The sequence below is a fragment of the Amycolatopsis pigmentata genome (assembly GCF_042684065.1).
Lineage (GTDB): Bacteria > Actinomycetota > Actinomycetes > Mycobacteriales > Pseudonocardiaceae > Amycolatopsis_E > Amycolatopsis_E pigmentata.
This window is the reverse complement of the sequence record NZ_JBHUKR010000011.1, coordinates 306212-319464: the sequence shown is the minus strand read 5'-3', so window position 1 is coordinate 319464 and position 13253 is coordinate 306212. Positions and strand designations below refer to the sequence as shown.

Here is a 13253-nt window from a genome sequence, read left to right as displayed (position 1 = left end):
CACCGGGATGCTGCTTCCCGTGCAACACCGCCAGCACGGGCCTTTCCGCGACGATCACGTTGACACGGTAGGAGCGGGTCGTATGATTGTCAACAATCCGAGGAGCCACCCCGGAGGCTTACTCCTGCAAAGCGCAACCTCCGGAGGGCGAGCCTTGGATTTGGACTTCCCTGCCTTCGACGGGCCGCTGGCCCAGCGTGGCATCGGCGTGATCGCCCCGTTCGACCTCGCTCTCGAACGCGAACTGTGGCGATGGGTGCCGATGGAGGTCTCGTTGCACCTGGCGCGGACACCGTACGAGCCGGTGCCGGTGAGCATGGAGATGGCTCATCTGGTCAGCAACAATCTCCACCTCGCGGCGGCGACCCGGGACGTGCTGCACGTCGAACCCGAGGTCGTGGCCTACCTGTGCACGTCGGGAAGTTTCGTCAACGGTGTGGACCACGAGCGTTCGCTGTGCAAGGCGATCTGTGACGCCGGCGCCCCCGACGCGGTGACGACGTCGGGCGCCCTGGCCGAGGTGCTGAGACGGCTGGATCTCCGCCGCGTCTCGGTGATCACTCCCTACGACGCGGACCTGACCGCGAAGCTGCACGACTTCCTCACCGAACTGAACGTCGACACGGTCTCCAGCGACCACCTGGGACTCGGCGGTGGCATCTGGCGGGTGAGCTACCGCACCATCGCCGAACGGATCCTCGCCGCAGATCACCCCGACGCCGAAGCCATCTTCGTCAGTTGCACCAACCTGCCGACCTACGATCTGGTCGAACCGCTCGAAAACGCACTGGGTAAGCCGGTGCTCACCGCCAATCAGCTGACCATGTGGGCCTGCCTGAAGCGCATGGCCCTGCCGATCGTCGGCCCGGGCAAATGGCTCAGGGAAGTGTAGGATCGCCGACTCTTGGGAGGAGCCGCATGCCGGTCGCCGGTTTCATCTACCCCGACCACGCCGCCGAGGACGACTACCCGTTCGCCGAGGGGCTGTTCGGCCGCCAGGTGAGCTTGCCCGTCGAGCACATCTACGGCACGGACCTGCACGCCGTGGCCGAACTGCTCGACCTCGGCAGTGAACGGCGGCTGGCCGAAGGCGCCTCGCTGCTGGCGAAGCACGAACCCGATGCGGTGGTGTGGGCCTGCACCAGCGGCAGCTTCGTCTACCGCTGGGACGGCGCGCGCGAACAGGTGGAAAAACTGTCCGCGGCGGCGGGCAAACCGGCATCGAGCACCTCGTTCGCGTTCGTCCACGCGGCCGCCGCGCTGGGGCTGCGCCGGGTCGCGGTGGCGGCGAGTTACCCGAGGGACGTGGCGGAATATTTCGTGGAATTCCTCGCCGCGGGCGGCGTCGAAGTGATGTCGATGTCCAGCAAGGACATCGACACGGCTGCCGAAGTGGGCCGGCTGTCGCCCGAGGCGGTGCTCGAACTCGCGGTGAGCCACGACCATCCCGGCGCCGACGCCGTGCTCATCCCGGACACCGCGATGCGCACGCTCGGTGTCATCCCGGCGATCGAGGACCGGCTGGGCAAGCCGGTCCTCACGGCGAACCAGGTGACGATATGGGAAGGACTGCGCCTGATCGGGGACGTTCCCGTGACGGCCGGACTGGGGGCGCTGTTCCGCGACGGCGCGGGGCAGCGGTGAAGGGGGAGTGGGGGCCGTGCCCCCACGGAACACGGTGGTGTGGGCGCTAGCCCCCACACCGGACACCGAAAGGCAACAGTCACTTGACCATTGACAAAGCATCCGCCGACGGCGACGGGGCCGTGGCGGCGGGGCGGCCGCGCGGGAAGGCGGTCCGCCGTGGCGCGGTGGTCCGGCCGCGCGAACGGACCGCGACGCTTCCCGCCCCGACCCTGACCGACCTCGAACCGGTCAACCGGGAGTCGACCGCCGCGATCATCGCGCGCCAGTTGCGCGAGGCGATCATGAACGGCTCCCTGCCACCCGGCACCCAGTTGGGCGAAACCGAACTGGCGGGCCAGTTCGAGGTTTCCCGTGGACCACTGCGGGAAGCGATGCAACGCCTGGTGTCGGAGGGTCTGCTGCGCAGTGAACGCCACCGCGGGCTGTTCGTGATCGACCTCGAACCGGAGGACGTGCGTGACATCTACGCCGCCCGCCTGGCGATCGAACGCGAAGCGGTGTTGCGCGTCCTGCGTGGCGACCCCGAGCGTGTGGCGGACCTGTTGGCCGAAGCGGTCAGAGACATGGCCGCCGCGACCGATGGTGCCCAGGTGGGCGAGGCCGACATCCGGTTCCACGAGACATTGGTCGCCGCCTCGGAAAGTAAGCGCTTACAGCGCATGGCACGGACCCTCCTGATCGAGACCCGGATGTGCCTGTCCGCGCTTCGGCGCACCTACTCCAGCGACGAGGAGCGCGTCACCGAACACAAGCGGATCACCGAAGCGATCCGCATCGGCGACGAGGACGCGGCGTTGACCCTTCTGGAAGCACACATGGACGACGCCGTGCGCCGCCTGGCCCCCGGTTCCACGCTCCGCTCGCCCGCCGTGAGCCGGCCACAAACTTGAACCACACCCCTGCTGATTCAAGTCCCGGCGTTACACGGCAATGGCGATCTTGCCGCTGGCGTGATGCGCCAGCACGTGTGCGACGGCACCGGCGGTCTCGTCGAACGGAAACGTCCGTTCGACGACCACCCTGACGTCGCCGGTTCCTCACCGACGGCGGCGGGCTCAGATCTGGTTCTCGCCGCCGTCGACGTAGAGGTTGCTTCCCATGATGTAACTGCTGTCCGCGGAGGCCAGGAAGGCCACGGTCGCGGCGACCTCCTCCGGGCGTCCCACCCGGCCCATCGCGACCCGGGCACCCTCGCTGGCCTTGAACGCGGCTGAGTTCTCCTCGCCCACAAGTTCGGTGACGCCCGAGGTGTCGATCGGACCCGGTGAGATCGCATTGACCCGGATGCCCCGGCCCTTGAGTTCGTTGGCCCAGGTCCGCGCGAAGGAGCGAACAGCGGCCTTGGATGCCGCGTACGCACCGAAGGCCGATGTGCCGCGGTCGAGCGTGGTGGAAGCATTCAAGATCACTGAGGCGCCGTGGTTGAGCAGCGGCAGCGCTTTCTGCACGGTGAACAGCGTGCCCTTGACGTTGACCCCGAAGATGCGATCGAGCTCCTCTTCGGTGATCTGCTCGATCGTCGCGAACGACGCGGTGGCCGCGTTGGCGAACAGTATGTCCAAGCCCTGTCCGTGATCGCGGACCGTGTCGTACAACCGGTCCAGATCGGCCGGGTCCGTGATGTCGCCGGGAACCGCGCGAACGCCGGGCCCGATGGCCTCGACGGCCTCGTCCAGCTCGGTCTTGCGGCGGCCGGTGATGAACACGTGCGCTCCCTCGGCGACCAGCCGGGCGGCGGTGGCACGGCCGATTCCCCGCGTGCCGCCGCCGGTGACCACCGCGATCTTGCCTTCAAGCCTTTTCATGTGTCGAACTCGCCTTCGTTCTGTTCCGTTCGGACCGGAACAGAACAGTAGCAGTTCCGGTCCGGTCGGTACAGAAGTGATACGCTGGCCAGCGTGGAAGACGTCCGGAAGGCGCCGATCGGCCGGCCACGAGGGTTCGACGCCGACGAAGCCCTGGAGCGGGCCATGGTGGTCTTCTGGAAAGAGGGCTACGACGGTGTCAGCCTGACCGAACTGGCCCGTGCCATGGGGATCACGAAAACCAGCTTGTACGCGGCCTACGGCAACAAGGAAGATCTGTTCCGCAAGGCCCTCGAGCGCTACGCCGAAGGCCCCGGTTCCTACACCGCCCGAGCCTTGAAGGAACCCACGGCCAGGGAGGTGGCCGCGGCCTACCTCACCGGTTCCGTCCGGACGTCCACCCGGGCGGACTGCCCCGCCGGATGCCTGGTCGTGCAGGGCTTCATGGCTTCCGGGCACCTCGGCGAGGCCTCCCGTGACGCCCTGCTCGCCCGGTGCGCCGAGGACCGTGCGCACCTCCGCGAACGGTTCCGGCGAGCGGTCGACGAGGGCGATCTGCGCCCGGACGCCGACCCGGAGATCCTCGCGCGCTACCTCACGACCATGGCGAACGGTATCGCGGTGCAGGCCGCGGGCGGCGCCGACCGCGACGAACTCCTGCGGATGGTCGACGCCGCGCTGCGCACCTTCCCGCCCGTCTAGCCGTATTGTCCCGCAGCGTTGTTCGCGAGGCTGATGGGCGATTGGCCGCCAAGTGCGGTATGACACCGGTGGTAGTTGTAGGTGTGCAGGAAGTCCGCCAGGGCTTCGGTGCGTTCGGCAGTGCTGGAGTACGGGCGCACGTAGGCCCTGGAGAGCCGGAAGTGAGGCCAGGCCCAGGACGCTCGGCGCTTTGGCCTGGCCTTGTGAAGGACGGCTACGTGTCGAGGTCGGACATGTCCAGCACGAAGCGGTAGCGGACGTCACCGTTTGCGAGGCGGTTCAAGGCCGTTTCGATCTTGTTCGAGGGAAGGATTTCGACGTCGGCCGTGATGCCGTGCGTGGCACAGAATTCGAGCATTTCGGTGGTCTGCCGCAGCCCTCCGGTGCCGGAGGAGGTGATCTTCTTGCGGCCGGCCCCCAGCTCCCAGAGCTTTGGCCCGGCCATCAAGGGGTTGCCGAGCACGCACAGGGTTCCGTCGAGTCCCAGCATGCCGATGAGGGGCGTGAGTTCGTGGTCGGCCGAGACGGTGTCGAGGATGAAGTCGAAGCGACCCCGTGCGGCAGCGACCTGGGCCTCATCGGTGGTTACGAGCAGTCCGGTCGCCCCCAGACTCAGGGCATCTTGCTCTTTGGCCGTGCTGCGACTGAGAACGGTCACCTCGGCTCCCAGCGCAGAGGCGAGCTTCACCGCGATGTGGCCGAGTCCCCCGAGACCGGCGACGGCGACATGGCTGCTCGGGCCGACACCGGCGGCCCGCAGGGGCTCCCAGACGCTGACACCGGCGCACATGAGCGGTGCCGCGGCAGCCGGGTCGAGCCCGTCGGGCAGGCGGAAGGCGAACTTCTCGCGCAGGACGTACTCGCGGCTGTAGGCCCCCTTCGTCGGGGTTCCGTCGATACGGTCGGTGCCGCCGTAGGTGGTGGTCGGGCGGTTGTAGCAGTAGTTCTCCTGCCCGGCTTCGCACATGGCGCACTGGCCGCATGAGTCGATGATCGTGCCGATGGCGACCCGCTCGCCCACGACGAACCCGGTGATCGCCTGACCGGTGGCGACGACAACGCCGGTCGCTTCGTGCCCCGGGACCAGGTCCTTTTCTCCGAGCATCCCGTGGATGCGGTGCAGGTCACTGTGGCAGACACCGCAGTAGTCGATCCGCACGGCGATGTCGTCGGGGCGCAGGTCGCGCCGTTCGATGGTGACGCGCGCCAGCGCGTTGCTGTTCTGTTCAAGGCTCTGCCAGCCGGTCGTGGTCCTCATGAGCAGCTCCCTCTCATCAATCCGGAATCTTCATTCAACTTAGCATGATGCGGAATGCAGGTTCCGTTTTGGGTACACTGGCGAGGTGAACCCACGCCCCAGCCCTTCGGGCTCCCGCCGCGCTCCGCGTCGGGACGCATTGCGCAATGACGCGATCGTCATCAACGCCGCGCGCGCGGTCTTCGCCGAGCAGGGACCGCAGGCCAGCATGGAGGCCATTGCCTCCCGCGCCGGCCTTGGCGTCGGCACGATCTACCGGCGGTTCGCCGGCAAGGACGCCCTTCTCGACGCCATCGCGCAGCTCTTCGTCGAAGAGCTGGACCAGGCCGCCGCGGCCGCCCTGAAGGATCCCGACCCGGCCGCTGGCCTTGAAGGATTTCTCGAATTCGTGGGGGCCTTCAACGCGGAGAAGCGCCGGTACGCAGCCGCCTTGACCGACCGGGCCTCCAGCGATGGCGAGGTGAGCGCGCGGACAGCGGACAGCGTCCGCCAGCTCACGCAGAAGGCGGTCGACGCGGGATATCTCGCGCAGCATGTGACGGCAGACGACATCAAGGCGCTCATCGTCGCAACCCGTGGAGTGGTCGCCGCTTCACCCGACGGTGATGATGCTCCGTGGCGTCGCTTCCTCCGCATCCACCTCGCGGGGCTTCGCGCCGGTTGATCGCACGGACGGCACCCGCACGATGAAGAGAACCGGTCACAGCCCAGGCACGGCCACGTACGCGCGAGAGAGCGCCTTGCCCCTGTCAACAACGCTCGTGGTCAATACATCTGGCCCCGGGATTCCTTACCGGACAACGGAAACCGCACGCGCACCGATGTCGGTCCTTAAGCGCCCTCCGGCTGTTCCTGGTTGCCGGTGCGGGATTCGAGCAGGCCGCCGAACAGGGTCGCGCCCGCGGCGCTGCCCAGTGCCATGCTCCAGCCCACCGGTCCCAGCGGCGTGCAACCGAAGAAGCGGGAGACGCCCGGAGTCTGGATGACCAGGGCCAGCGCCGCCGCCGACCCGAGCGCGGTGACCGCGGTCGTGCGGTCGGCGCCGGCCAGCACGGTTTGCCCGAGTTGGGTGCCGACCAATCCGGCCAGCGCCACTGTGCTCGCCCGGCGCCGTCGCCCGGTGAAGCGGGCCAGCGACCACGCCGCCGTGGCGCCCAGCGTGGTGACACCGGCACGTACACCGATCTCGGTGTCCAGCGACTTTCCGAGCGAACGCTCCGGGCCTTCGCCGAGCGGGGTGCCGCCAGGCTTGCGCAGTGCGATGGCCAGTGCCGGTGCCAGGTCGGTGAGCAGGTTGACCAGCAGGAGTTGCCGGGCCGTGAGCGGGGACCGGCCGGTGAGCACCGATCCCAGGACGCTGAACCCGATTTCGCCGAGGTTCCCGCCGAGCAGGATGCCCAGTGCCTTGCGCACCGACGCCCACATCGCCCGGCCCTCCACGAGCGCCGCGATGATCGTTTCGAGCCGGTCGTCGGTGACCACCAGGTCGGCCGCGGCCTTGGCGGCCGGGCTGCCGTGTCCGCCGAGCGCGATGCCGACGTCGGCGAGCCGGATCGCCGGTGCGTCGTTGGCGCCGTCACCGGTCATCGCGACGGTCCGCCCTTGCCGCTGATAGGCCTTGATGATCCGCACCTTCTGCGCCGGGCTGCACCGGGCGACGACGTCCACCGTCCGAAGGGTTTCCTCCAGCCGTTCCTCGTCCATCGCGTCGAGTTCGGCGCCGGTGACCACATGCGGTTCGCCGTCGTCCGGACCGACCTCGCCCGCGATCGCCTTTCCCGTCTCCGGGTGGTCCCCGGTGATCATGACAATGTGGACACCCGCTTCGCGGAGTTTCGCCGCGGCGGGCGCCGCGCTGCCCCGGACCGGGTCCGCGATGGCCACGAAACCCAGGAATTCCAGGTCTGCCACCGCTTCTTCGTCCACCTGCCGATCACGGGGGTGGCCTTCGGCGACCGCGAGCACACGGCGGCCCGAACTCGCGAGCCGCTTCATCCGAAGCGACAGTCGCGTGCGCTCCGCCTCGTCGAGCGCGCAGCGCGGCAACACGGCTTCCGGCGCGCCCTTGACGCTCAACACCGGCCGGCCGTCCGCCACTGTTCCGACGGTCGCGTGGTAACCGCGCGAGGGCTCGAACGGAATGGACTGGACCTCTTTCCAGTCGGTCCGCACTCCCGCCTCTTGCCCGGCCTCCAGGATCGCCTGGTCCGTGGCGTGAGGTACCTCGGCGGGGTCGTCGGCGTGAGGGGTGGCGCGGAGCGCGGCGGTCAGCACGGCACGGGATCTCCCGCCCAGCTTGCCGATCGGGTGGCGGCGACGCCCGTCGTCGACCTCTTTGACGGCGAGCTTTCCTTCGGTGAGCGTGCCCGTCTTGTCGAAGCACAACACGTCCACCCTGCCGAGCGCCTCGATGCTCCGCGGATTGCGCACCAGGGCGTTGTGCGCGGCGAGCCGCCGTGCCGCGGCCAGTTGCGCCGCGTTGACCAGGAACGGCAGTCCTTCCGGCACCGAGGCCACCGCCAGGTTCACCGCGGCGGAAAGGCTTTCCCGCACCGGGACACGGCGGACGAGACCCGCGCCCACGACGGCCACCGCGGACCCGACCGCCAGCGGCATGCTCTTGCGGGTGAGCTCGGTCAGCCGGCTCTCCACCCCGGTGACCGGCGCGTTCTCCCGCGCGATCGCCATTCCGCGGCCTGCCTCGGTTTCCGTGCCCGTGGCGACGACGAGAGCGACGGCGTGGCCTGCCGCTACGGTCGTCCCCTCGTAGAGCATCGACGTGCGGTCCGCGACGTCGGTCGCGATCACCGGCGGGGAATCCTTGGCCACCGGCAGGGATTCCCCGGTCAGCGACGACTCGTCCGCCTCCAGCCCGCGTGCCTCGAGCACCCGGCAATCGGCGGGCACCACATCCCCCGCCGTCAGCACGACCACGTCACCGCGCACGAGTTCGTCGGCGTTCACCACCCGCTCTTCCCCGTCGCGGCGAACCGTCGCACTGACGGCCGACCGGTTCAACAACGCGGCGAGTTCCCGCTCGGTATAGACCTGCTGAACGCTGCCGACGAGGGCGGACAACGCGGTCACTCCGGCGACGAGCGCCGCGTCGACCGGAGAACCCACCGACGCCGAAAGTGCCGCGCCACCAAGGAGGACCGGGGTGAGCGGGTTCGCCAACTCGGCGAGGAACGCGGCGGTGAAACCGGTCGCGGAGTCGGGTTTCTCCTCGCGCCTACGGCGTCCGGCTTCAGGGGAGGTCAGCCCATCGCGGTCGGCACGCAGTCGTGTCAGCACCACGTCCACCGGCATCAGGTGCCACGGCGGAGGTTCCGTGGCGGGCTTGGGCGTTCGCAGAGACCGGGCACGCCGGTGCGCGTTGGCCAGCGCCACCGCCGCGCCCGCGTTCACCACCCGAAGACCGCGGCTCGCCGGACTGGTCCGTCCCGCCTGCAACGCGCTCAGCGCGGCCACTCCGCTGGTGCCCTGCGCGAGCCTGATGCTCTCCCGGGTCACATCGCGGGCGACGCCCACCGACCGCACGAGAAGTGCCGCCACCGAAAGATCGTCACGGACGAGCACGTGCGCTCCCCACGGAGGAGCTTCGCCGTCGCGGTGCGTGCCCACACCACAGTCGGCGGCACCGAGCGCCCGTCGGTCACCGGAGACCAGCAACACCACGTGCCCCTCGGCCTGCAGGTCACGCACGGAGGCGGTCAGGCGTGCGCCGCCGGGCACGACCCGGTCGGCCTCGAACGACGGCTCGCCGTCGTTGGCGCCGATCACGGTGACCTCCGCGGCACGGGCCGCCGCGACCAGCGTGCCGATCTCGGCCGGAGTCCGCCGCCTCACGGTGAGCACGGCCTGCAGCGCATCGCCGCGGGCGAGGCCGAGCATGCCCTCCTCACGCCGGGGCACCTCGCCCGTCGCGTGGATTTCGCCGAGCGGCCCCATCCGCCAGCCGTCGGATTCCCGGACCTCACCGGTTCGCGACGCATCGAACAGCCGCCACGCCCATGCCGCCACCTCGTGCGGATCGGCGCCTTCGGCCGGAATCAACTCGTCGAGCTCCGGACGGGCCTCGCCGATCGAACCTTCGTCGATCACCACCACGTCGACGGTGTCCAGCCCGCGAAGTATCGCGCGGTCCATCACCAGCGCACCCTGCGAGGCCAGCACCCGGCCGAGATGCGCGCCGAACGCCGCCCGGCCCGCCTCCGCGGCCTTCGGCTGTGCCGCCAGCCCGACCCCCATCGCCCGCCGCGGCCCGAACGGCAGAGCCACCGCGGTCGCGGCGGCGCCGAGCTTCATCACCCGGCGCTGATAGGTCTCGACCGGCCCCTCCGGCACGGGCCGCGGCCGTTCGGTGATCACCGGCGGGGCGCCCGCGCTGTCCGGACCGTCGATCAGTTCGCTTTCCAAGGCACACCAGGCTTTTTCGTGCGCCTTGGTCTCTCGCCACTGCTCGATCCGTTGGGTGGCGTCCAGGAGAGATCCGTCGCTCCCGGTGGCCAGGCCCTGCGCGAGCGCCGCCGCGATGGAGGTCGCCGAGTCCGCTCGCTCGTGGCCACCGGCGCGGCCCGCCGCCAGTTCGCGCAGTTTCGGGTGCATGTCCAGCAAACCGGGAAGCGCGGCGATTTCGGGCGGCAGAGGCGCCCACGGAGCGAGCCGGGTGATCACGGAAAGTCCGATGCCCAACGCGTCGGCGGCGAGCGTCTGCACCAGCCGAGTGCCTCGCATGCCGTCGGCCGGGTGGTGCTTCTCGAGCTCCTCCGGGGCGGGTTCGGCCTCCGCCCGCTTGACCGTCTCCACGAGTTCCGCCGGGCGTGGCGCGGGTTCGCCGACTTCGATGATCACCCGGGAGGCCGGTGCGTTCACCCTGGCCCACTTCACCCCGGGGTGGTTCTCCAACTCGCGTTCGATCCGTTCGGCCACGGCCTCGCCGCCCGGTCCGCTCACGCCATGAGCCTCGATGTGCAGTCGCCCCTCACAGGACCAGACATGGCGCTCCGCCGACGTCATCAGCGGTGAAAGCAAACTCTTCACCACCGACACCGGTCCCGGCACCCGCACACCAAGAAGCCTCATGACACCACCCCGATCACCTGTCACATCACGAACTCGTGATCAGGAAGTGCCCAATTCCCGTCGAAGCTATGCGTGCCGGGCAGCGGAACGGCCTCTTGCCCCTGTTTCCGGGGCAAGAGCCCGTCGGCTCGGAAAGCGCTTTCCCGTCAACCGCGCACGGCGGCCGCGATGGCGTCACCGAGTTCGGTCGTGGTCGCCTTGCCGCCCAGATCCGGGGTGGCGACCACCCCTTCGGCCAGCACGGTCTCGACCGCGGCGTCGACGGCCGCCGCGGCGGCGGTTTCCCCGAGGTGCTCGAGCATCATCGCGCCGGCCAGGATCTGCGCGACCGGGTTGGCGATGCCCTGACCGGCGATGTCCGGGGCACTGCCGTGCACGGCCTCGAACATGGACGGGTACTCGCCGGGAGGGTTGATGTTTCCCGAAGGCGCCATCCCGAGCCCTCCGGTCACCGCCGCGGCGAGATCGCTGAGGATGTCGCCGAAGAGGTTGGAGCCGACCACCACGTCGAGCCGGTCCGGCCGCTCCACCATCCGGGCGGCCAGCGCGTCGATATGACACTGTTCGCTCGCGATGTCGGGGTAGTCCGCCGCCACCTCGGCGAAGATCTCGTCCCAGAACGGCATCGTGTGGATGATGCCGTTCGACTTCGTGGCCGAGCACACCCGCCCGGTGCGGGTCCTGGCGAGATCGAACGCGTAACGGATGATCCGTTCCACGCCCGCGCGCGTGAAGACGGCCTCCTGCACCGCGAACTCGCCCGGCCTGCCCCGGTCGTGCCGCCCGCCGATTGTCGAGTATTCGCCCTCGGAGTTCTCCCGGACGATCACCATCTCCAGCTCTTCGGCCGTCCGGCCCGCGAGCACAGTGGAGGTCCCGGGCAGCAGCCGCACCGGCCGGAGGTTCACGTACTGCGCGAACGCGCGGCGCACCGGAATCAGCAGGCCCCACAGGGAAACGTGATCCGGCACACCCGGGAAACCCACCGCGCCGAGGAAGATCGCGTCGAAACCGGAGAGCTGTTCGATGCCGTCCTCCGGCATCATCGTCCCGGTACGCGCATAGCGCTCACAGCTCCAGTCGAAGTCCGTCCACTCCAGACTCGAGCCGTGCGCCGCGACCGCCGCGTCGAGCACCTTCCGGGCCTCGGCCACGACGTCCACCCCGATCCCGTCCCCGGGAACACAGGCGATCCGGTACCCGCTCACAGTGCTTCCTCCGCGACTTCGCCGTGGCCGACTTGGCTGCCGCGGATCGGCAGAGGGCGCCTCACAGGGCTACCGCGACGTACTTGGTCTCCAGGAACTCGTCGATGCCCACGCGGCCGCCTTCCCGGCCGAGCCCGGACTCCTTGACCCCGCCGAAGGGCGCGGCCGGGTTGGACACGATGCCCTGGTTGAGGCCGATCATCCCGGCTTCCAGGCTTTCCGACACGCGCAATGCCCGCTTGAGGTCGTTGGTATAGACGTAACTCACCAGGCCGTACTCGGTGTCGTTGGCGGCGGCGACCGCTTCGTCCTCGGTGTCGAACACCGAGATGGGGGCCACCGGGCCGAAGATCTCCTCGGTTCCCATCCGCGCGTCGCGCGGCACGTCGACCATCACGGTGGGCTGGTAGAAGTGACCAGGTCCGTCCACAGTGGCCCCACCGGTGAGCACCTTGGCGCCCCGCTCGACCGCGTCCCGCACCAGTTCGCCGACCTTCTCGACCGCGTCCGCGTCGATCAGCGGGCCGACGGTCACGTCCGGCTCGGTGCCGCGGCCGACGGCCAGCGCGGACATCCGCTCGGTGAGCCTGCGCGAGAACTCGGCCGCGATACCGCGCTGCACGTAGAACCGGTTGGCCGCGGTGCACGCCTCACCGATGTTGCGCATCTTGGCCTGCATGGCGCCTTCGATCGCGGCGTCCAGGTCGGCGTCGTCGAAGACCAGGAACGGCGCGTTGCCGCCGAGTTCCATCGACGTGCGCAGCACCTTGTCGGCGCACTGTTCCAGCAGCCTCCGGCCGACCGAGGTGGAACCGGTGAAGGAAAGTTTGCGGGCACGGCCGTCGCGGATGAGGGGCTCCATCACGCCACCGGGATCGGTCGTGGTGACCACGTTCAGGACCCCGGCGGGCAGGCCGGCCTCGGCGAGGATCGCGGCGAGCGCGAGCATCGACAGCGGGGTCTGCTCGGCGGGCTTGATCACCATCGTGCACCCGGCCGCGATGGCGGGCCCGATCTTGCGGCCGCCCATCGCCATCGGGAAGTTCCACGGCGTGATCAACAGCGTCGGCCCCACCGGCTGCCGGGTGACCAGGAACCGTCCGCTGCCGTTCGGCGCGACCTGGTACCCGCCGTCGATCCGCACCGCCTCCTCGGAGAACCAGCGGAAGAACTCGGCCGCGTAGGCGACCTCACCGCGCGCTTCGGCCAGCGGCTTGCCCATTTCCAGCGTCATCAGCAACGCGAGGTCTTCGTTGCGCGCGAGAAGCACTTCGTAGGCGCGGCGCAGGATCTCGCTGCGCTCCCTCGGCGCCGTCGCCGCCCAGTCGGCCTGCGCGGCGACCGCGGCATCCAGCGCCGCCATACCGTCACCGGGACCGGCGTCCGCGACCTCGCACAGCACTTCACCGGTCGAGGGGTCGTCGACGGCGAAGGTGCGGCCGCCGGTCGCGGGCGCCCACTTCCCCCCGATGAACAGCTCTTTGCCCACGGCCTCGACCACGCTGGCTTCACTCATTGACGTCTCCTGATTGCACCCGGTCCGGCAGC

General features: G+C 69.5%; 11 protein-coding genes and 1 pseudogene. 5 read left to right on the top strand and 7 right to left on the bottom strand.

The genetic code is table 11. The features are described 5' to 3' along the window. The first annotated feature begins 154 nt into the window (after positions 1–154). From ACFSXZ_RS23575 to ACFSXZ_RS23565, 3 genes are all read left to right on the top strand, one after another. Positions 155–892 carry a maleate cis-trans isomerase family protein gene (locus ACFSXZ_RS23575; RefSeq protein WP_378267317.1) on the top strand — a complete coding sequence of 246 codons (738 nt, stop codon included), beginning with the start codon at positions 155–157 and terminating at the stop codon, positions 890–892. Positions 893–918: 26 nt separating this feature from the next. Continuing rightward, positions 919–1644: a maleate cis-trans isomerase family protein gene (locus tag ACFSXZ_RS23570; protein WP_378267316.1), complete on the top strand. Its 726-nt coding sequence runs from the start codon at positions 919–921 to the stop codon at positions 1642–1644. A gap of 167 nt (positions 1645–1811) precedes the next feature. Then, on the top strand, positions 1812–2537 hold the full coding sequence (locus ACFSXZ_RS23565) for a GntR family transcriptional regulator (protein WP_378267587.1): 726 nt from the start codon (positions 1812–1814) through the stop codon (positions 2535–2537). A 30-nt stretch (positions 2538–2567) separates the two neighbouring features. Here the strand turns inward: ACFSXZ_RS23565 and ACFSXZ_RS23560 are convergent, their stop codons facing one another. Both ACFSXZ_RS23560 and ACFSXZ_RS23555 read right to left on the bottom strand, forming a co-directional pair. Beyond that, positions 2568–2666, bottom strand: coding sequence for a hypothetical protein (locus ACFSXZ_RS23560; protein ID WP_378267315.1), 99 nt, complete (start codon positions 2664–2666; stop codon positions 2568–2570). A gap of 36 nt (positions 2667–2702) precedes the next feature. Then, positions 2703–3452 (bottom strand): SDR family NAD(P)-dependent oxidoreductase, encoded by a 750-nt coding sequence (locus ACFSXZ_RS23555; RefSeq protein WP_378267314.1) that lies wholly within the window; start codon positions 3450–3452, stop codon positions 2703–2705. 93 nt (positions 3453–3545) lie between these two features. Between ACFSXZ_RS23555 and ACFSXZ_RS23550 the strand changes: the two genes are divergently transcribed. After that, complete coding sequence (locus tag ACFSXZ_RS23550) at positions 3546–4154, top strand: TetR/AcrR family transcriptional regulator (protein WP_378267313.1); 609 nt, start codon at positions 3546–3548, stop codon at positions 4152–4154. On the opposite strand, the pseudogene ACFSXZ_RS23545 reads toward ACFSXZ_RS23550, so the two are convergent. Together ACFSXZ_RS23545 and ACFSXZ_RS23540 are read right to left on the bottom strand one after the other, a co-directional pair. After that, positions 4151–4300: pseudogene (locus tag ACFSXZ_RS23545) on the bottom strand (IS3 family transposase); the annotation flags it as partial. The gene ACFSXZ_RS23550 and the pseudogene ACFSXZ_RS23545 overlap by 4 nt on opposite strands. Before the next feature lie 68 nt (positions 4301–4368). Beyond that, positions 4369–5412 (bottom strand): NAD(P)-dependent alcohol dehydrogenase, encoded by a 1044-nt coding sequence (locus tag ACFSXZ_RS23540; protein WP_378267312.1) that lies wholly within the window; start codon positions 5410–5412, stop codon positions 4369–4371. A gap of 85 nt (positions 5413–5497) precedes the next feature. Between ACFSXZ_RS23540 and ACFSXZ_RS23535 the strand changes: the two genes are divergently transcribed. Next, positions 5498–6076, top strand: a complete 579-nt coding sequence (locus tag ACFSXZ_RS23535; RefSeq protein ID WP_378267311.1) for a TetR/AcrR family transcriptional regulator — start codon at positions 5498–5500, stop codon at positions 6074–6076. Positions 6077–6243: 167 nt separating this feature from the next. Here the strand turns inward: ACFSXZ_RS23535 and ACFSXZ_RS23530 are convergent, their stop codons facing one another. The 3 genes from ACFSXZ_RS23530 to ACFSXZ_RS23520 form a co-directional block, all read right to left on the bottom strand. Beyond that, on the bottom strand, positions 6244–10497 hold the full coding sequence (locus ACFSXZ_RS23530) for an HAD-IC family P-type ATPase (protein ID WP_378267310.1): 4254 nt from the start codon (positions 10495–10497) through the stop codon (positions 6244–6246). Between the two features lie 146 nt (positions 10498–10643). Further along, the gene (locus ACFSXZ_RS23525; RefSeq protein WP_378267309.1) at positions 10644–11705 is read right to left on the bottom strand and encodes a tartrate dehydrogenase; all 1062 of its coding nucleotides are present in this window, start codon (positions 11703–11705) and stop codon (positions 10644–10646) included. A gap of 61 nt (positions 11706–11766) precedes the next feature. After that, a complete protein-coding gene (locus ACFSXZ_RS23520; protein ID WP_378267308.1) occupies positions 11767–13221 on the bottom strand; it encodes an NAD-dependent succinate-semialdehyde dehydrogenase in 1455 nt (484 codons plus the stop codon). Positions 13222–13253 lie beyond the last annotated feature (32 nt).

What these genes read in the sequence shown, in the direction of transcription:
- ACFSXZ_RS23570 (WP_378267316.1), top strand. Translation starts at nt 919, where the DNA reads ATGCCGGTCGCCGGTTTCATCTACCCCGACCACGCCGCCGAGGACGAC.
- ACFSXZ_RS23555 (WP_378267314.1), bottom strand. Translation starts at nt 3,452, where the DNA reads ATGAAAAGGCTTGAAGGCAAGATCGCGGTGGTCACCGGCGGCGGCACG.
- ACFSXZ_RS23540 (WP_378267312.1), bottom strand. Translation starts at nt 5,412, where the DNA reads ATGAGGACCACGACCGGCTGGCAGAGCCTTGAACAGAACAGCAACGCG.
- ACFSXZ_RS23530 (WP_378267310.1), bottom strand. Translation starts at nt 10,497, where the DNA reads ATGAGGCTTCTTGGTGTGCGGGTGCCGGGACCGGTGTCGGTGGTGAAG.
- ACFSXZ_RS23520 (WP_378267308.1), bottom strand. Translation starts at nt 13,221, where the DNA reads ATGAGTGAAGCCAGCGTGGTCGAGGCCGTGGGCAAAGAGCTGTTCATC.